We start from the raw sequence: 18,084 nt of genomic DNA, 5'->3' as shown, positions 1-18,084 counted from the left end.
TTCTGTGCGTCCGGCGGCTGTGCCTCCGGACGCGATCGCTGTTGACGCTATGGGGTGAGTCGGGGCTGTCGCTTATTTGCTGGTGCCCGGCACCCACACCGTGCCGATCGACAAGGTCGTCAGCTTTTTCTTGCGGCCATACCAAAGGTTGACCACGCCGCGCGAGACGAAGACGGAGGAGAACATCGAGGTCAGAATACCCAGGCAATGCACAACAGCGAAGCCGCGCACGGGACCGCTGCCGAAGGCCAACAGCGCCAGGCCGACGATCAGGGTGGTCACGTTCGAATCGAGAATCGTGGCCCAGGCGCGGTCGAAGCCGGCGGCAATTGCCGCTTGCGGCGTATTGCCGGCACGCAGCTCTTCGCGGATACGTTCATTGATCAGCACGTTGGCGTCAATCGCCATGCCCAGCGCCAGCGCGATCGCGGCGATACCGGGCAAAGTCAACGTCACCTGGATCATCGACAGCAGGCCGATCAGCAACAGCAGATTGGCGGCCAGGGCCAGCACGCTGAAAGCGCCGAACAGCATGTAGTAGGCGATCATGAAAATGGCGATGGCGATAAAGCCATACAAGGTCGAATGGAAGCCCTTGGCGATGTTTTCCGCGCCCAGTTGCGGTCCAATCGTGCGTTCTTCGATAACGGTCATCGGCGCGGACAGGGCGCCCGAGCGCAGCAGCAGCGCCAGTTCATTTGCGTTTTCCGCGCCGCCCATGCCGGTGATCTGGAAGCGCGAACCGAGTTCCTGCTGGATGGTGGCAACCGACAGCACTTCCGGCTTGCCCTTTTCAAACAGCACGATGGCCATGCGTTTGCCTACGCGTTCGCGCGTCGCTTCGCGCATCTTGCGTCCGCCGTCGCCGTTCAGGTCGATCGACACGGCCGCTTGCTGGTTCTGGTCGAAGCTGGCCGTGGCGCTGGAGATATAGTCGCCCGTCAGGATCACGTCTTTCGCCAGCACGACAGGGACGCCCTTGCCGACAGTGAACAGTTCCGAGTTGAACGGAATGGCGCTCGACAGTTCCGTGCCAGGCACGATGCTTTCGTCGACCAGGCGCACTTCCAGGGTCGCCGTGCGGCCGATGATGGCTTTCGCGCGGGCCACGTCCTGCACGCCAGGCAATTGCACCACGATGCGGTCAGGACCTTGCTGCTGGATCAGCGGCTCGGCCACGCCCAGCTCGTTGACGCGCTTGGACAGGGTGGAGATATTCTGTTTCACGCCTTCGTCGATGGTCGCCTTCAGGGCGGCCGGTTTCAGGGTGATGTTCAGTTTCAGGTCGCTGCCTTCGCCCGCATCGGCGAACGCCAACTCAGTCATCTGGTCGGACAGGACGTTTTTTGCCTTCAGGCGCGTATCGGCGTCACGGAAGTTGATCTGCACGCTGTCGCCCACGCGCTCGATGCCGGCGTGGCGGATATTTTTGTCGCGCAACACGCTACGCGCGGCGGACTGGACGCCCTGGACTTTCTTGTTCAGTACGGCTTTCGCATCGACCTGCATCAGGAAGTGCACGCCGCCACGCAAGTCCAGGCCCAGGAACATGGGCAATGCATGCAATTTTTGCATCCACATTGGCGTATTGGCTTGCAGATTGACCGTCACGATGTACGCGGGATCGGTGGAATCGGAGTTCAAGTCCTTTTCCAGCACCAGTTTTGCCTTGAACTGGGTATCGGGATCGGCGAAACGCGCACGCACAGAGGCTAGGTTGCCGGCGCCATCCATAGTGACACCTTCCGACTTGACGTTCTCTTTCGTCAATATTTGCTCGACTTGCGTCATCAGCTCGCTCGTCACTTTGACAGTCGACTTGCCGCTGGTTACTTGCAGCGCCGGTGACTCACCGAAATAATTGGGCGCCGTATAGAGTGCGCCCAGCAATAAGGCGACGACGATGATGATGTATTTCCAGGCAGGATAGCGATTCATAATGATTCAGCGTTCAGTGTTGAGCGTCGGAGGCGTCGCGAGGGGCGGCGGGTAGCCGCCCCGGTGAATCATTGCCGAGGCAATGACAGCGAGGAATTACAGCGCCTTCAGGGTGCCTTTAGGCAGCAAAGTGGTAATGGAGCTCTTTTGCACCGTGACTTCGGTGCCGGTCGCCACTTCGATGGTGACGTAAGCGTCCACTACCTTGACAACACGGCCCAGCATGCCGCCAGCGGTGACGACTTCGTCACCCTTGGCCAGCGCGTCCATCATCGCCCGTTGTTCTTTGGCGCGTTTTTGCTGTGGACGGATCATCAGGAAATACATGACCACGAACATCAATACCAGCGGCAAGAAGCTGGTCAGGTTGCCGCCGAAGCCCAGGGCGTCGGTTGGGGCTTGCGCATAAGCGTTGGAAATGAAAAACACGGTGACTCCAGTTCTAATCAGTTTGAAAAAATAGCGCTGTATTCTAGCATTGGCTATACGTCATAACCCGAATTGCAGGCATGGCAACTTTAAATGGGGCTAAAAAAGCATTATGCAATGCTTTATCGCCCCAGTCCAAGCACCAATACACAAAACTTCCGGCCATGCTGCCGCCAGGGCGCAAGCTAAGCTTTTCTTAAGTTCCGCGTGCCCGTTCCGCGTGGAATTGCAGGGTGAACGCGTGGAAACGATCCTCATCCAGCGCTACACGCATCTGGCGCATCAGATCCAGGTAGTAATGCAGGTTGTGGATGGTGTTCAAGCGCGCGCCAAGAATTTCCTTGGAGCGGTGCAAATGGTGCAGGTAGGCGCGCGAGAAGTTGCGGCAGGCGTAGCAGCTGCACGTCTCGTCGAGCGGCGCCTGGTCTTCCTTGTACTTGGCGTTCTTGATCTTGATGTCGCCAAAACGGGTGAACAGCCAGCCATTGCGGGCGTTACGCGTCGGCATGACGCAATCGAACATATCGATGCCGTTCGACACACCGGCCACCAGGTCTTCCGGCGTGCCCACGCCCATCAGATAGTGCGGTTTATTGGCAGGCAGGCGCGGACCCACGTGGGCCAGCATGCGCATCATGTCTTCCTTCGGCTCGCCGACGGACAGGCCACCGATGGCGATACCGGGGAAATCGATCTCTTCCAGCTTGGCCAGCGACTCGTCGCGCAGCATTTCAAACATGCCGCCCTGCACGATGCCGAACAGCGCATTCGGGTTTTCACCGCGATGGAACTCGTCTTTCGAGCGCTGCGCCCAGCGCAAGGACATGCGCATGGATTTGGCCGCTTCCTCGAGGGTGGCGGGGCGGCCGGCGATTTCGTACGGCGTGCATTCGTCGAACTGCATGACGATGTCGGAATTCAAGACGCGCTGCACCTGCATCGACACTTCCGGCGAGAGGAATAGTTTATCGCCGTTGATGGGCGAATTAAAATGCACGCCCTCTTCCGTGATCTTGCGCATGGCGCCCAGCGAAAACACCTGGAAACCGCCGGAATCGGTCAAGATCGGCTTGTTCCAGCCCATGAAACCGTGCAAGCCGCCGAATTTCTCCATGACGGTGTTGCCAGGACGCAACCACAAATGGAAAGTATTACCCAGAATGATTTGCGCGTCGATCTCATTGAGTTCCAGCGGCGACATCGCTTTGACGGTGCCGTAAGTGCCCACTGGCATGAAGATCGGCGTCTGCACGACGCCATGGTTGAGTTTCAAGGTGCCGCGGCGTGCCTTGGTCAGGCCGCTCGTGTCGGTCTTGAGTAAGGTAAATTCCAGCATGTCAGTCTTTCACGGGAGTATCAAGGTTCAGCGGAAGGGGGAGCGAAGAACGCGATTGCGTGGTGAGCAGCATCGCATCGCCATAGCTGAAGAAACGGTAGTTCTGCGCGATCGCATGCGCATAGGCGCTGCGGATCGGTTCATAGCCGGCAAAGGCCGACACCAGCATCAGCAGGGTCGACTTCGGCAAATGGAAGTTGGTGATCAGCCGCGTTACCGTCTTGAAGGCATAACCGGGCGTGATGAACAGGGCCGTATCGGCGCTGCCCGCCACCAGCTGGCCGCTTTGCGAGGCCGATTCCAGCGCGCGCAAGCTGGTCGTGCCGACGGCGACCACGTCGCGCCCGGCTTGCTGCGCGGCGCGCACGGCGTCGACGGTGTCCTGCGGCAGGGTGTACCACTCGGTATGCATCTTGTGTTCGGCCAACACTTCCGTGCGCACGGGCTGGAAGGTGCCCGCGCCCACGTGCAGGGTCACATAGGCAAAGTTGACGCCCTTGGCCTTCAATTGATCGAGCAGGGCCTGGTCGAAATGCAGGCCGGCCGTCGGCGCGGCGACTGCGCCGGGCACCTTGTTGAAGACAGTCTGGTAGCGCGTCTCGTCAAATTCGTCCGCATCGTGCTCGATGTAGGGCGGCAGCGGCAATCGGCCATGCGCCTCGATCAGCTCGAATACGTCGGCCTCGAAATGCAGGGTGAAGAATTCGCCGGCGCGCTGGCCGACCGTCACGTCAAAGGCGCCGGCCAGGCGGATGCGGCAACCGGGCGGCGGCGACTTCGAGGCGCGCACCTGGGCCAGCACGGTACGCTCGTCGAGCACGCGCTCGACCAGCGCCTCGATCTTGCCGCCACTTTCCTTGACGCCAAAGAAACGCGCCTTCAGCACGCGCGTATCGTTCATCACCAGCAGGTCGCCCGCCTGCAACAGCCCGACGATGTCGGCGAACTGGCGGTCGACCAGGGCGTCGCCGTCCAGATGCAAGAGGCGCGAGGCGCTGCGCTGGGCCAACGGAGTTTGCGCAATGTTTTCTTGCGGCAAATTAAAATCGAAATCGGAAAGCGAATACATGCGTTTTGCTTCAAAAGTACGTCAAAAATGATTAGGAGTGCGCAATGGAACGTCTGGCACTATACTGTGCGCCTATACAGGCATTACAATAATCCGCCGCAACACTACGACTGCGGTACGCACAAGGTGTGCCGGACAACCCTCTATTTTACGCTAGCGGCACAAAAATCTCCGATATGTCCGAACCCAAGCCCGATCTTCCTCCCATAGCCAAGCCCGCCGCGAAGCCGAAAGCCGCCAAAAAAGTGGTCAGCACGGAAAGCCGGCTGGCCAAACTGGGCTTGCGCACGGATATGGATCTGGTGCTGCACTTGCCGATGCGCTACGAGGACGAAACCAAGGTCTACACCATCCGCGACGCCTGCCTGCGCGGCGGCGAGTCGTGGCAAGTGGAAGGAGTCGTCACCAAGTGCGAAGTCAATTTCAAGCCGCGCAAGCAATTGCTGGTGACGATCGCCGACGAAACGGGCAATCTGCTGCTGCGCTTCATGAATTTTTACGGCAGCCAGGTCAAGCAACTGGCCGAAGGCACGCGGGTACGCGCGCGCGCCGAACTCAAACACGGCTTTTTCGGCGCCGAGATGGTGCACCCGACGTATAAAGTGGTCAACGAGGGCGCCCCCCTGCCCACGGCCCTGACGCCAGTCTATCCATCCGGCGAAGGCCTGTCGCAGCACGTCCTGCGGCGCGAGATCGCCGACGCCATGCGCCGCATCGACTGGCAGGACACCTTGCCGGACCAGCTGCTGCGCGAGATGCAGCTGTCGCCGTTCCGGGCCGCAGTGCACCTGCTGCACTACCCGCCGCAGGACATCGATGAAAGCGCGCTGATGGACCGCTCGCACCCGGCCTGGGTGCGCATGAAATTCGATGAACTGCTGGCGCAGCAGTTGTCGCTGAAACGCGCCCAGCGCGCGCGCCGCTCGAAAGGCGCCGCACAGCTAGCAGTCGTCGGTACCCTGTCGGAATCCTTCGGCGCCGCCCTGCCCTTCAAGCTGACGGGCGCGCAAGCGCGCGTGCTCGAAGAAATCCGCGCCGACCTGCGCCAGCCGTATCCGATGCAGCGCTTGCTGCAGGGCGATGTGGGCAGCGGCAAGACGGTGGTGGCGGCGTTGTCCGCCACGCAGGCCATCGACAGCGGCTACCAGGCCGCGCTGATGGCGCCCACGGAGATCCTGGCCGAGCAGCATTTCCGCAAGATCGCCGCCTGGATGGAACCGCTGGGGGTAAAAGTCGCCTGGCTGACGGGCAGCCTGAAGAAAAAGGAAAAGACGGCGGCACTGGCCCTGATCGAATCGGGTGAAGCGCAACTGGTGATCGGCACGCATGCGCTGATCCAGGATAATGTGCTGTTTGCCAAACTGGGCCTGGTGATCGTCGACGAGCAGCACCGCTTCGGCGTGGGCCAGCGCCTGACCCTGCGCAACAAGGGCGACAGCGCGGCCGTGCCGCACCAGTTGATGATGTCGGCCACGCCGATCCCGCGCACCCTGGCCATGACGTATTACGCCGACCTGGAAGTGTCGGTGATCGACGAGCTGCCGCCCGGACGCAGCCCCATCGTCACGCGCGCCATCGACCAGAACCGGCGCGACGAAGTCATCGCCCGCGTATATGCGGCGGCGCTGGAAGGGCGGCAGGTGTACTGGGTTTGCCCGCTGATCGAGGAATCGGAAGCGCTGCAGTTGCAAACAGCCACCGAAACCTACATGATGCTGGCCGAAGCCCTGCCCGCGCTGCAGGTGGGTCTGGTGCATGGCCGCCTGAAGCCGGCGGAAAAACAGGAAGTGATGGATGCCTTCATCGCCGGCCATATTCACGTGCTGGTGGCCACCACGGTGATCGAGGTGGGCGTCGACGTGCCGAATGCGTCGCTGATGGTGATCGAGCACGCCGAGCGCTTCGGCCTGTCGCAGCTGCACCAGTTGCGCGGGCGCGTGGGCCGCGGCACGGCGGCCAGCGCCTGCCTGCTGCTATATCAAGGTCCGCTGGGCGGCGTGGCGCGCCAGCGCCTGATGACCATGCGCGAAACGACCGATGGTTTTGAAATCGCCCGCCGCGACCTGGAAATCCGCGGCCCCGGGGAGTTTCTTGGCGCGCGCCAGTCCGGCCAAGCCATGCTGCGCTTTGCCGACCTGGAAACGGATCAATGGCTGGTCGACCAGGCGCGCGACGTGGCCCACGACCTGCTGCACGCCACCTCGGCCGATAGCGCCGCCACGGTGGAAGCGCACCTGGCGCGCTGGCTGGGCGGCAAGGAAGAGTTTTTGAAGGTCTAAGCTACGCGCCTTTCAAAGGCGCGAAAATCGCCTGCAAGTCGTCTTGCGTGATCGCCAGCGCTTGCGCCGGACCGTGGGCCAATACGGCATCGGCCAGTTCGGCCTTGCGGCGCTGCATTTCCTGAATTTTTTCTTCCAGCGTGCCTTTGGCGATCAATTTGTAGACGAATACCGGCTTGTCCTGGCCGATGCGCCAGGCACGGTCGGTGGCCTGATTTTCCGCCGCCGGATTCCACCATGGATCGTAGTGGATCACGGTATCAGCTGCGGTCAGGTTCAAGCCAACACCGCCAGCCTTCAAGCTGATCAAAAATAGTGGCACGCTGCCTTGCTGGAAGGTGTCGACCTGCGCGCTGCGCTCCTTGGTCTCGCCGGTCAGCAAAGCATACGCGATGCCGCGCTCGCGCAACTGCTCTTCGATCAGCGCCAGCATGCTGGTAAATTGCGAGAACACCAGCACTTTGCGCCCTTCGGCCAGCAACGCGTCCAGCATCTCCATCAATTCCATCAACTTGGCCGACGGCGCCAGGCCTTTCTTGCCGGCGCCGGCCACCAGGCGCGGGTCGCAACAGACCTGGCGCAGCTTGAGCAAGGCTTCCAGGATCACGATCTGGCTGCGCGCCAGGCCCTTGGCGGCAATCGCCGCGCGCACTTTTTCCGCCATCGCCAGGCGCACCGTTTCGTACAAATCGCGCTGCGCGCCGGCCAGTTCGACTTCGCGCACCATTTCTGTCTTGGCCGGCAATTCCTTGGCCACCGTGTCCTTGGTACGGCGCAGCAAAAACGGTTTGATGCGCCGTACCAGGAAAGCGTTGCGCGCGCCATCGCCGAGCTTTTCTATCGGTTTGCGGAACTCTGCGTTGAAGGTTTTTTGATCGCCAAGCAAGCCTGGCATCAGAAAGTGAAACTGCGCCCACAACTCGCCCAGGTGATTTTGCAGCGGCGTGCCGGTCAGGCACAAGCGGTGCGTGGCCGGTAGCAGCGCCGCAGTCTGCGCGGCCTTCGAATTGCTGTTCTTGATGTATTGCGACTCGTCCAGGATCAGCAAATGAAAATGCTGACGGCGCAAAGCTGCCTCGTCGCGCGGCAGCAGCGCATACGTGGTCAGCACCAGGTCGTATAGTCCCAGCTGTTCAAAATGCTGCGCGCGTTGCGGTCCGTGCAGCAGCAGCACCCTCAAAGCGGGCGCGAAGCGCGCCGCTTCGGCCTGCCAATTGCCCATCAGGCTAGTCGGCGCGACCACCAGCGCCGGCGACGTCAGCCGGCCCGCTTCCTTTTCCAGCAAGATGTGGGACAGTGTCTGGATGGTCTTCCCCAGTCCCATATCATCGGCCAGGATGCCGGCGAAATGGTACTCGCGCAAGAACTGCATCCATGCCAGCCCTTCGCTCTGGTAGGGACGCAAACTCGCCTGCAGGCCGGCCGGCGCGGCAACCGGCGCAACGCCGTCGAAACCGCGCAGTCTGGCGCCCAGCTGGCGTAGCCGTTCGCCGCCCGTCCAGCGCAGCTGAGCGCTCGCTTCCAGTTCGGCCAGGCGCGCCGCATCGAGCACCGGCAAGCGCATGCCGGCGCCGATACGTTCCTTGAAATACAGCTCGCCCAAGGTATGCAGGATGGGCTTGATGCGGCTCCACGGCAGGGCCACCCGCATGCCGTCGGGCAGACTGGCGATCAGGTGTTCGGCATCGTCGTGCAGCGCCAGCGCGGCCGGATCGAAGTGATCGGGCGCCTCGCGTATCCATTGCAGCAGCACCGGCAGCAAGGGGACGCGCTGCCCATTGACGACAATGCCCAGTTCCAGCTCGAACCAGGCGTTGCCGCCCTCGCCGTCTTCCTCCACCTCGGCATACCAATCGTCGACCGATGCCAGATCGTAGCGGTAGCCGGGACCGTATTCGATCAGCCAGCCCTGCTGGCGCAAGGTCGGCAAGCCCTGCGCCACGAAGGCTATCCAGGCGGCTTGCTCCGGCAGCTGTTGCGCGCCCGCCAGCGAACGCAATGGCGAATCCTGCCCTGTGGCATCGGCGAAGCCCAGTGCGCGCAGCACGGCGACGACCTGCGCCTCTGCGGCGCTGTCGCGTTTAATCACCTCGGTGCCGCCGACGCCATGGCGCATGGCCGCCTGCGCCGGATCGGCCGAGACGCGTACGCCATCGTAGTCGAAGGCCAGCAGTGCAAAATCGTGCCATGCCGATTCGGCAGTGCCGTTGTCAAGGCTGGCGAGCAGCAGGAAGGGCGTGGCTTTGATATCGCTACGCACAGTTTGGCGCGGCGGCGGTGGTGGCGGAATCACCTGCACCAAACCATGCGCCGCCAATTGTGTCGCTACCTGCTCACGGGCCGGACCGGCCACGCGCGGCGCCATCGCCACCAGTGACCTCAAATCGCGCGCCGGGATCATGGCGGCGCCATCAGGAATGCCCAGCTCGCCAATGTCAGCACCATGCACGTACATGGGAGGCTCGGTCGGCAGCATGTACTCGAGCGCCGCACCATCGGCAAATTCCCAGCGCAGGCGCACGCCGCCATCCACTTCATCTGGCACAGACCATCCCAGGCGATAGGCGCGCGCAGGCGACAGATGCAATGGCCGCAACAGTCCCGTTTTGAGAGCGTCGCGCGTGGCAGCGAAGAACAGTTGTCCCGCCTGCGCCAAGTCACGCAACAACTGCGCACCGACAGCGCCATGCGGTTCGGCCGAGACTTTGCCATAGCCCCCAAAGCCGCTCAGCAGTCCAAACCGATAGTTTGCGTAACGGTCGGCCTGCGTCACATAGGCAGGCGGCTTCATCATTAAATCATAGCTGTAAGGCAGCATTGTCGCCGCTGCGATCATCGCGTCAGCGCGCAGGCGCGCACGGCACAAATACAGATCGAGGCGGCCGGCATCATTGGGCATCAAGACATAGGCTACGCGATAGATAATCTTATCGGCAACAGGGCCGCTCTTCACTTTGGACGCTTCAGTCAGGACCTTGGCCACGGCCCCCATCCAGGAAGCGAGCGCATCGGACGCGCCGGCGGGAGTATTTTTGTTCAATTCCAAATAATGCAGCAGCAGCGCCGCCACATGCTTGCAGTTGTAATCCATGGGACAACTGCAATCGCCATCGAATCGCACGCCGCGCAGCCCTGGCTTGATCCGCACCGTTTGCCGGTAGCGTTGACCGCCACTTCCGCTGATCTTGCCTTTGATCTCATCCCCATCGGCCGTGAGGGCCAGCACCTTGCCGCGGCGCGCATAGTCGCGGCCGCGATTCAAGGTGCCCGCATCAAAACTGGCAGCGACATCGGCCGCAGAAAAATGGAAAGTCAAATCATTTATCCTTTAATGGGGCTACATGCACATCCAGAAGCGGTTCGCCAGGTCGAGCATGAAGTCCGGGCGCAGATAGGCCATGAAGACGATGGACAGCAGCGCGGCGCAAGCCAGGCGCCACAGCCATGTGCGCCAGCTGCCCATTACGCCGCCACCGCAACACGCTTGACGGCGCGCTCGTCGATGGGCAGGTTAATCAGGGCGGCCAGCAAGCCCAGGCCAATGGTGATCATCCACACGACGTGGTAACTGCCCTGGTGCTCGTACAGATAGCCACCCAGCCACGCGCCCAGAAAACTGCCCACCTGGTGCGAGAAGAACACCATCCCGGCCAGCATCGACAGGTGCTTCACGCCGAAGATGCCGGCGATGATGCCGTTCGTCAGCGGCACGGTCGACAGCCACAGCACGCCCATGCCGGCGGCAAACAGATACACGGACCACGCAGACAAGGGCGCCAGCAGGAACACGGTGATGACCACGGCGCGCGTCACGTAGATGGCCGACAGCAGGTAGCGCTTGGCGATCTTGCCACCGAGTTTGCCCGCGTAGTAGGAGCCGACGATATTGAACAGGCCGATCAGCGCCAGCGCCGTGACGGCGATGTTCGGATTCATCAAGCCCTGGTCCTTCAGGTAGGCCGGCAGGTGCACGCCGATGAAGACCAGCTGGAAACCGCAGACAAAATACCCTGCCAGCAGCAGCCAGAACGAGCGGCTGGCGATGGCTTCGCTGAAGGCGGCGCCAACGCTTTGCTGCGGGCCGCTGGCATGCGTCACGGGCGGTTCACGCAGGTAGAAGGCCATCGGTATCATCGCCAGCAGCACCAGCGCTGCCAGCACATAAAAGGCGTTTTGCCAGCCCACGGCGGAGATGAGCTGCTGCTCGACCGGCATCATCAGGAACTGGCCGAACGAGCCGGCCGCCGACGAGATGCCGAAGGCCCACGAGCGCTGCTCGGGCGGCGCGCTGCGCCCGATAATGCCGCTGATGGCGCCAAAGGCCGTGCAAGCCAGCGCCAGGCCGATGAAAATGCCCGAACCGGCGATGAACAGGACGGGTTGCGTCACGAGCGCCATCCACACCAGGCCCGCCATGTAGCTGATGGCGCCGACGATGACGACGCGCATGGTGCCGAAGCGGTCGGCCGCCATGCCGGCGAATGGGCCGAAGACACCCCACATCAGGTTTTGCATGGCCAGCGCCAGCGAATAGGTTTCGCGCGTCCAGCCGTTGGCTTGCGAAATCGGCTGCATCCAGAAGCCCAGGCCGTGGCGCACGCCCATCGCCAGGGTCAGGACGACGCCACTGGCGATGAGGACGGTTTTCAGGCTGGGACGCGATGAGTGCAATGTCATGGAGGATTCCTGTTGAGGCCTGTTCACGCCTGGTCGGCTCTGTAAACGAGGCCGATCTGGCCGCGCATGGTGTCAAGGTTGCGCATCAGCGCCACGCTGTCGGCGTGCGGCATGACGGGGCTTTCCAGCAAGCCGGCGCGAATGCAGCGCATCGCTTCGATGGCCTCGTGCGCGTAGCCGTTACCCAAGTGCGGCGCGGCGACGACGCGGCGCTCGCCATGCATCGCTTCGACGATCAGGTGATCGGGTTTGTAAAAACGGCTGGGCAGGCGAATCCGGCCCAGACTGCCGGAAATGGTCATTTCCGTCGGCGTTTGCGCGCGCAGGCTGCAGGCGCAGGACGAGGTGCCACCGCCCGCGTGCAGCAATGAGAACACGACTTGCTCATCGACGCCGGTGGCGCCCATTTCAGCCAGCGCCTGCACCTGCGATACCGGGCCGAGGAAAAACGCCGCCATCGACAGCGGATAGATGCCCACGTCGAGCAGCGCGCCGCCGCCGAGTTCGGGATTGAACATGCGGTGCTCGGGCGGGAAACTGGCGACAAAGCCGATATCGGCTTGCACTTGCTGCAGCACGCCGATTTCGCCGCTGGCGATGATGCGCTGCGCTTCCTGCACGGCGGGCAGGAAACGGCTCCACATGGCTTCCATCAAAAACAGCTTCTTTTCGCGTGCCATATCGACCACGGCCTGCGCTTCGCGCGCGTTCATGGTAAACGGTTTTTCACACACGACATGCTTGCCGGCGGCTAGGCACAGCAAGGCATTTTCCGCATGCAAGGTGTGCGGCGTGGCGATGTAGATCACGTCCACGTCGGGATCCATGGCCAGCGCCGAGTAGGAACCGTGGCAACGTTCGACGCCGAATTCGGCGCCAAAGGCCTGCGCGCCGGCGCTGCTGCGTGAGGCGACCGCCACCAGTTGCGCACCGGGCGCATCACGCAAACCATTGGCCATCGCGTGGGCGATCTTGCCGGTGCCGAGGATGCCCCAGCGGACGGTATTTTCCATGCTATTGATCTCTTTCTGCGCCAGCTGCCTTGCGCTTCGGGCGGAACACCGCCGCGTCATTGTAAAAATCGTCGTCCTGGCCTTCGCACCAGCCGGGCAAACCCAGCACGGGCAGCGGCGTAAAGTCCGCCGTGGTGAGGCCTTGCTGCGCCAGGTCTAGCGCCACGCGCTCGTCGAGCCAGGCGCACCGTGCTGCATCATCGAGCGCAAAGTAAGCGTCGCCGGCGAAGATCACGCGCGTGTGCGCCGTGATGGCCTTGCGCGGCGCCACCAGTTTTTCCATCAGCGCGTGGCCGAACAGCCAGACTTCGGCGTCGCCGCCGGCGCCAAATTTCTCGCGCTGCGCGATGAAGGCGCTGCGCCAGTCGTGTCCGCGCAAGGCCGCTTCCAGCGCGCGTCCGGCATCGCTGTCGCGCAGCACCAGCAAAGCCGAATTTTCGTCAAAGATGGTCGCGCCGTCGCGCGCGGGACCACGCGATTTGCCGACGCCGGACAGGGCGATCTGCGCCGCCTGCAGCGCATTCAACTGCCGCTTGATGCGGGGGAAAGTGAGCCACACGAGCGCATTGAAAAAATCATGCAGATTGTCGCGCGTCGGCACGCCGCCCGTCGCGCCGATGAACTCCTCGTAGGCCACGCCTTCAGGCAGGTCCGCTTGCGGCACGAAGGCCAGCGGCAAGCCGGACGGATTGCGCAAGTCCAGCGCCCGCGCCTGCCCGTTGAGCGCGGCAATCACGGTCTCGCGCTGCAGGTCCAGCTGCCGTCGCGCCGGCAGCACCGTGTTAAACCAGGGGCGGCTCCAGTCTATCGATGGCAGCATGAAGCGCCTAGACCATTTTCCAGTTGATCTGCTCACCCGCGTTAAGCGGAATCACATGGCTGTCGCCCAGCGGCAGCGAAGCTGGCAAAGTCCAGCTTTCACGCTTCAAGGTGATGCTGTCCGTGTTGCGCGGCACGCCGTAGAAGGCCGGGCCGTGGAAGCTGGCGAACGCTTCCAGTTTATCCAGCGCGCCGGCCCGTTCGAACGCTTCGGCATACATTTCCATCGCGTGCAGGGCCGTGTAGCAACCGGCGCAGCCGCAAGCCATTTCCTTGGCGCCTTGCGCGTGCGGCGCGGAGTCGGTGCCGAGGAAGAAACGCTCGTCGCCGCTGGCGGCGGCCGTCATCAACGCCAGGCGGTGCTCTTCGCGCTTGAGGATCGGCAGGCAGTAGTAATGCGGGCGAATGCCACCCTTGAAAATCTCGTTACGGTTGTACAGCAGATGATGCGCCGTGATGGTGGCGGCGATCGGGCCTTCCGCTTCGGCCACGTACTGCGCCGCATCCTTGGTGGTGATGTGTTCGAACACGACGGACAGAGCCGGGAAGGCGCTGCGCAGCGGACGCATCACGCGCTCGATGAAGACGGCTTCGCGGTCGAAAATGTCGATCTCCGGGTCCGTCACTTCGCCGTGCACGAGGAAGGGCATGCCCACCTCCTGCATCACTTCAAGCACCTTGTAGCAATTCTTCAAATCCGTCACGCCCAGGTCGGAATTGGTGGTGGCGCCGGCCGGATACAATTTGACGGCCTGCACGATGCCGCTGTCCTGCGCGCGGCGGATTTCGTCGGGCGAGGTGTTGTTCGTCAGGTACAGCACCATCAGCGGATCGAAGTTCACGCCTTCCGGCACGGCAGCCAGGATGCGCTCGCGGTAGGCGGCGGCGTCCGCCGTGGTGGTGACGGGCGGTTTCAGGTTCGGCATGACGATGGCGCGGCCGAACTGGCGCGCGCTGTGCGGCAGCACGCTGGCCATGACGGCGCCATCGCGCAGGTGCAAATGCCAGTCGTCAGGACGGGTGATGGTGACGGAGGATGGAACGGCGGCTGGGGTGTGATCGAGTATGGACATGGCGGCTGCTCTCAGGCGGTCATTGCGAATAACGCCATTTTACCAGCCGCGGGGCTGCCTTTGCGGCCAGGCTTCCTGAGGCAAATCCGGCGCAAGCGTGCTGTCAACGCAAAAACGGCCGGTGGAGACCGGCCGCTTTTATCGGGAAAACCAGGGATCAGTGAATGATTTTCGCCAGGAAATCGCGCGCGCGGTCCGAGCGCGTCGTATTGAAGAAGTCATCCTTGCTGCAATCCTCGATGATCTTGCCCTGGTCCATGAAGACGATGCGGTTGGCCACGCGCCTGGCAAAGCCCATCTCGTGCGTGACGACCATCATCGTCATGCCTTCCTGCGCCAGGCCCACCATCACGTCGAGCACCTCATTGATCATTTCCGGATCGAGCGCCGACGTCGGCTCGTCGAACAGCATGGCGATCGGGTCCATCGACAGCGCGCGGGCGATCGCCACGCGCTGCTGCTGGCCGCCCGACAGCTGGCCCGGGAATTTATCCTGCTGCGACAGCAGGCCCACGCGGTCCAGGTATTTCAAGCCCTTGGCATTGGCTTCGTCGGCGCTGCGACCGAGTACCTTGATCTGGCCGATGGTCAGGTTTTCGCGGATGGACAAGTGCGGAAACAGCTCGAAATTCTGGAACACCATGCCGATGCGCGCACGCAGTTTCGACAAATTCGTCTTCGGGTCGTTGACGCTGATGCCGTCGACGATGATCTGCCCCTGCTGTATCGGCTCCAGGCCGTTGACGGTCTTGATCAGGGTCGACTTGCCGGAGCCGGACGGGCCGCAAATGACCATCACATCACCCTTGGCGACATTGGTGGTGCAGTCGGTCAGCACCTGGAACTGGCCATACCATTTGCTGACGTTATTGAGTTCAATCATCTTGTTCTTTCTTTTACGGTTAGCGAATGATGGCGACGCGTTTCTGCAGGCGTTTTACCAGGAACGACAAGGCATAGCACAGCACGAAATACACGACGGCGACAAACACATACATTTCCACCAGGCGGCCGTCGCGCTGCGCGATCTTCGAGGCGGCGCCGACGAAATCGGGGATCGACAACACGTACACGAGCGACACGTCCTGGAACAGCACGATGGTCTGCGTCAGCAGCACGGGAATCATGTTGCGGAAGGCTTGCGGCAGCACGATGAAGGCCATGGTCTGCGCGTAGTTCATGCCCAGTGCCTGGCCGGCCCACACCTGACCGCGCGGGATCGACTGTATGCCACTGCGCATGATCTCGCAATAGTATGCCGCCTCGAACATGATGAAGGTGATCAGCGCGGAAGAAAATGCGCCCACTTTCACGGGTTCGTTCGCGCCGATGACCCAGGCGGCGATGTACGGCACCAGGAAGTAGAACCAGAAGATCACCAGCACCAGCGGGATCGAGCGTATCAGGTTGACGTAGCTCGATGCCACGCCCGAGATGAGGCGGCTGCTGGACAGGCGCATCAGCGCCAGCAGTGTGCCCAGCACGATGCCGCCCACCATGGCCAGCGCCGTCAGTTTCAGGGTGAAGACCATGCCAGTCTGGAACAGGTAAACCCACGAGCGGGAGATGACATCGAAGTCGAAGTTACCGAACATATTAATGTCCTCCCGTCTTGGCGCCGGCGACGATGAAGCCCGGGATGGCGACCTTTTTCTCGATCAGGTGCATCAGCACCACCACCAGCAGATTAACGACGACATAGATGATGGTGGCGGCCGAAAATGCCTCGAACACCTGGAAAGAAAACTCCTGGATGGCGCGCGCGCTGGCCGTCAGTTCGATCAGGCCGATGGTCAATGCCACGGAGCTGTTCTTGATGATGTTCAGAAATTCACTGGTCAGCGGCGGCATGATGACGCGCGCGGCCATCGGCAGCAAGATGAAACGGTAGGTTTGCGGCAGGGTCAGGCCCAACGCGGTGCCGGCCAGTTTCTGCCCGCGCGGCAGCGCCTCGATGCCCGTCGTCACCTGCACGGCCACGCGCGAGGAAGTGAAGAATCCCAGGCACAGAACAGCCGTGACGAATGGCGCGTTCGGCAACGACTTGACCCAGGCACCCAGGTCCGGCGGCAGCAGTTCCGGCATGACGAAATACCACAGGAACATCTGCACCAGAAGCGGCACATTGCGAAACAATTCGACGTAGGCATTGGCCACGCCCACCAGCCATTTGTTCGGCAGGGTGCGGACGGTGCCGATCACCAGACCCAATATCAGTGCCATGATCCAGGCCGCACCAGCCGTGGCCAGGGTCCAGATCAAGCCTGACCACAGCGTGTCCATATACGTGCCCACGCCATCGGGAGACATCTCCCAGAAGATGCGCCAATTCCAGTTGTAATTCATGATCATCCTTCCCATGCAGCCCAAGGAAGGCGGCTTGTCTGCCGCCCGTCCCGCAATTAAAACGGGAGGCTTGCGCCCCCCGATTTGTTACGCACTCTTGTTACTTTTTCCGTTTGTCCGATGTCTTCTGCGCTTCGGGCACGGCCGCATACGCGGCTGGATCACCCGAATCGGTCGGATTCATGAACACGGCCTTCAATTGCGGCGGCATCGGGAACTTCAGGTTGATGTTTTTCGGCGGGATCGGCGAGGTAAACCATTTCGCATAAATGCGGTTGATGTCTTCGCTCTTGTACAAGCGGATCAGCGCGTCGTCGACCACTTTCTTGAAAGCTGGATCTCCCTTGCGCAGCATGATGCCGTACGGCTCGACCGACAGCGCTTCCTTGGTGATTTCGTAGTCGTTCGGGTTTTTCGAGTTGGCTACTTGCGATGCCAGCAGGATGTCGTCGTTGGCTTCGGCCACCGCGCGCCCCGTTTCCAGCATCAGGAACGATTCAGGATGATCCTTGCCGACGGCAATGGTCATGCCCAGGTTCTTTTCCTTGTTCAAAATCGTCATCTGTTTAATGGTCGACGTGCCGGCCGTAGCGACCAGCGTCTTGCCGCGCAAGTCTTCCAGGGTCTTGATGTTCGAGGTTTTTTTCGACAGCACGCGGTTGCCGATGACAAACATGGTAGGTGCGAACGCCACCTGCTGCTGGCGCTCCAAGTTATTCGTTGTCGAGCCGCATTCGAGGTCGATGGTGCCGTTGGCCATCAGCGGGATGCGGTTAGCCGAGGTGACGGGGCTCATCACCACTTTCAGTTCGCTCATGCCCAGGTGCTTTTGCAGAGCCGTGACAACTTTCATGCACAGGTCGATCGAATAGCCTTGGTATTGCTGCTTGTCATCGAGATAGGAGAAGGGAACGGAGCCGTCGCGCACACCAAGGGTGACGGAACCGGCTTTCTTGATCTTGGCCAAGGTGCCGGTCAATTCCTGAGCCTGGACTGGCGACATGCTGCTGATGACACCGACGCTGAGCAACGTGGCGATGATTTTGGTCAATTTCATAAATTCTCCTGGGCGGACAAACCGGATGTACTCCGAACGAAACAACTG

Annotated in this window: 15 protein-coding genes; 1 reads left to right on the top strand and 14 read right to left on the bottom strand. The window is 61.7% G+C overall.

Annotated elements, in window-relative coordinates; translation table 11 throughout:
- Positions 1-72: 72 nt before the first annotated feature.
- From secD to queA, 4 genes are all read right to left on the bottom strand, one after another.
- The gene (secD, locus tag ACP7DE_RS21725; protein WP_426074036.1) at positions 73-1,938 is read right to left on the bottom strand and encodes a protein translocase subunit SecD; all 1,866 of its coding nucleotides are present in this window, start codon (positions 1,936-1,938) and stop codon (positions 73-75) included.
- Between the two features lie 96 nt (positions 1,939-2,034).
- Positions 2,035-2,367 (bottom strand): preprotein translocase subunit YajC, encoded by a 333-nt coding sequence (gene yajC / locus ACP7DE_RS21720; RefSeq protein ID WP_096238151.1) that lies wholly within the window; start codon positions 2,365-2,367, stop codon positions 2,035-2,037.
- Positions 2,368-2,563: 196 nt separating this feature from the next.
- Positions 2,564-3,703, bottom strand: coding sequence for a tRNA guanosine(34) transglycosylase Tgt (gene tgt / locus ACP7DE_RS21715; RefSeq protein WP_426074035.1), 1,140 nt, complete (start codon positions 3,701-3,703; stop codon positions 2,564-2,566).
- Position 3,704: 1 nt separating this feature from the next.
- Positions 3,705-4,772: a tRNA preQ1(34) S-adenosylmethionine ribosyltransferase-isomerase QueA gene (gene queA, locus ACP7DE_RS21710; protein ID WP_426074034.1), complete on the bottom strand. Its 1,068-nt coding sequence runs from the start codon at positions 4,770-4,772 to the stop codon at positions 3,705-3,707.
- A gap of 176 nt (positions 4,773-4,948) precedes the next feature.
- Here queA and recG point away from each other — a divergent pair, with 176 nt between their 5' ends.
- Positions 4,949-7,051 carry an ATP-dependent DNA helicase RecG gene (recG, locus tag ACP7DE_RS21705; protein ID WP_426074033.1) on the top strand — a complete coding sequence of 701 codons (2,103 nt, stop codon included), beginning with the start codon at positions 4,949-4,951 and terminating at the stop codon, positions 7,049-7,051.
- A gap of 1 nt (position 7,052) precedes the next feature.
- On the opposite strand, the gene ACP7DE_RS21700 is transcribed toward recG, so the two are convergent.
- From ACP7DE_RS21700 to ACP7DE_RS21655, 10 genes are all read right to left on the bottom strand, one after another.
- Positions 7,053-10,367, bottom strand: coding sequence for an SNF2-related protein (locus ACP7DE_RS21700; protein ID WP_426074032.1), 3,315 nt, complete (start codon positions 10,365-10,367; stop codon positions 7,053-7,055).
- Positions 10,368-10,388: 21 nt separating this feature from the next.
- Positions 10,389-10,514 carry a hypothetical protein gene (locus ACP7DE_RS21695; protein WP_426074031.1) on the bottom strand — a complete coding sequence of 42 codons (126 nt, stop codon included), beginning with the start codon at positions 10,512-10,514 and terminating at the stop codon, positions 10,389-10,391.
- Complete coding sequence (locus ACP7DE_RS21690; protein WP_426074030.1) at positions 10,514-11,728, bottom strand: MFS transporter; 1,215 nt, start codon at positions 11,726-11,728, stop codon at positions 10,514-10,516. Before ACP7DE_RS21690 ends, ACP7DE_RS21695 begins: the two co-directional genes overlap by 1 nt.
- A 23-nt stretch (positions 11,729-11,751) precedes the next feature.
- A complete protein-coding gene (locus ACP7DE_RS21685) occupies positions 11,752-12,741 on the bottom strand; it encodes a Gfo/Idh/MocA family protein (RefSeq protein WP_426074029.1) in 990 nt (329 codons plus the stop codon).
- Position 12,742: 1 nt separating this feature from the next.
- Positions 12,743-13,561 (bottom strand): DUF3025 domain-containing protein, encoded by an 819-nt coding sequence (locus ACP7DE_RS21680; protein ID WP_426074028.1) that lies wholly within the window; start codon positions 13,559-13,561, stop codon positions 12,743-12,745.
- Between the two features lie 7 nt (positions 13,562-13,568).
- Positions 13,569-14,633: a dihydroorotase gene (pyrC, locus tag ACP7DE_RS21675; protein WP_426074027.1), complete on the bottom strand. Its 1,065-nt coding sequence runs from the start codon at positions 14,631-14,633 to the stop codon at positions 13,569-13,571.
- A gap of 157 nt (positions 14,634-14,790) precedes the next feature.
- Complete coding sequence (locus ACP7DE_RS21670; protein WP_116745786.1) at positions 14,791-15,516, bottom strand: amino acid ABC transporter ATP-binding protein; 726 nt, start codon at positions 15,514-15,516, stop codon at positions 14,791-14,793.
- 19 nt (positions 15,517-15,535) lie between these two features.
- Entirely contained in the window at positions 15,536-16,228 is a 693-nt protein-coding gene (locus tag ACP7DE_RS21665) for an amino acid ABC transporter permease (protein ID WP_426074026.1), read from the bottom strand.
- 1 nt (position 16,229) lies between these two features.
- Complete coding sequence (locus tag ACP7DE_RS21660) at positions 16,230-16,979, bottom strand: amino acid ABC transporter permease (RefSeq protein ID WP_426074025.1); 750 nt, start codon at positions 16,977-16,979, stop codon at positions 16,230-16,232.
- Between the two features lie 100 nt (positions 16,980-17,079).
- Positions 17,080-18,036, bottom strand: a complete 957-nt coding sequence (locus tag ACP7DE_RS21655) for an amino acid ABC transporter substrate-binding protein (RefSeq protein WP_426074024.1) — start codon at positions 18,034-18,036, stop codon at positions 17,080-17,082.
- Positions 18,037-18,084 lie beyond the last annotated feature (48 nt).

The sequence above is a fragment of the Janthinobacterium sp. DSP2-3-3 genome (assembly GCF_049897325.1).
Classification (GTDB): domain Bacteria; phylum Pseudomonadota; class Gammaproteobacteria; order Burkholderiales; family Burkholderiaceae_D; genus Janthinobacterium.
Note: the sequence above shows the minus strand (reverse complement) of the source record. Positions and strands in the feature narration are given on the sequence as shown.

What these genes read in the sequence shown, in the direction of transcription:
- queA (WP_426074034.1), bottom strand. Translation starts at nt 4,772, where the DNA reads ATGTATTCGCTTTCCGATTTCGATTTTAATTTGCCGCAAGAAAACATT.
- ACP7DE_RS21690 (WP_426074030.1), bottom strand. Translation starts at nt 11,728, where the DNA reads ATGACATTGCACTCATCGCGTCCCAGCCTGAAAACCGTCCTCATCGCC.
- ACP7DE_RS21655 (WP_426074024.1), bottom strand. Translation starts at nt 18,036, where the DNA reads ATGAAATTGACCAAAATCATCGCCACGTTGCTCAGCGTCGGTGTCATC.
- ACP7DE_RS21670 (WP_116745786.1), bottom strand. Translation starts at nt 15,516, where the DNA reads ATGATTGAACTCAATAACGTCAGCAAATGGTATGGCCAGTTCCAGGTG.
- ACP7DE_RS21660 (WP_426074025.1), bottom strand. Translation starts at nt 16,979, where the DNA reads ATGAATTACAACTGGAATTGGCGCATCTTCTGGGAGATGTCTCCCGAT.
- secD (WP_426074036.1), bottom strand. Translation starts at nt 1,938, where the DNA reads ATGAATCGCTATCCTGCCTGGAAATACATCATCATCGTCGTCGCCTTA.
- pyrC (WP_426074027.1), bottom strand. Translation starts at nt 14,633, where the DNA reads ATGTCCATACTCGATCACACCCCAGCCGCCGTTCCATCCTCCGTCACC.
- ACP7DE_RS21680 (WP_426074028.1), bottom strand. Translation starts at nt 13,561, where the DNA reads ATGCTGCCATCGATAGACTGGAGCCGCCCCTGGTTTAACACGGTGCTG.
- tgt (WP_426074035.1), bottom strand. Translation starts at nt 3,703, where the DNA reads ATGCTGGAATTTACCTTACTCAAGACCGACACGAGCGGCCTGACCAAG.
- recG (WP_426074033.1), top strand. Translation starts at nt 4,949, where the DNA reads ATGTCCGAACCCAAGCCCGATCTTCCTCCCATAGCCAAGCCCGCCGCG.
- ACP7DE_RS21695 (WP_426074031.1), bottom strand. Translation starts at nt 10,514, where the DNA reads ATGGGCAGCTGGCGCACATGGCTGTGGCGCCTGGCTTGCGCCGCGCTG.
- ACP7DE_RS21665 (WP_426074026.1), bottom strand. Translation starts at nt 16,228, where the DNA reads ATGTTCGGTAACTTCGACTTCGATGTCATCTCCCGCTCGTGGGTTTAC.
- ACP7DE_RS21685 (WP_426074029.1), bottom strand. Translation starts at nt 12,741, where the DNA reads ATGGAAAATACCGTCCGCTGGGGCATCCTCGGCACCGGCAAGATCGCC.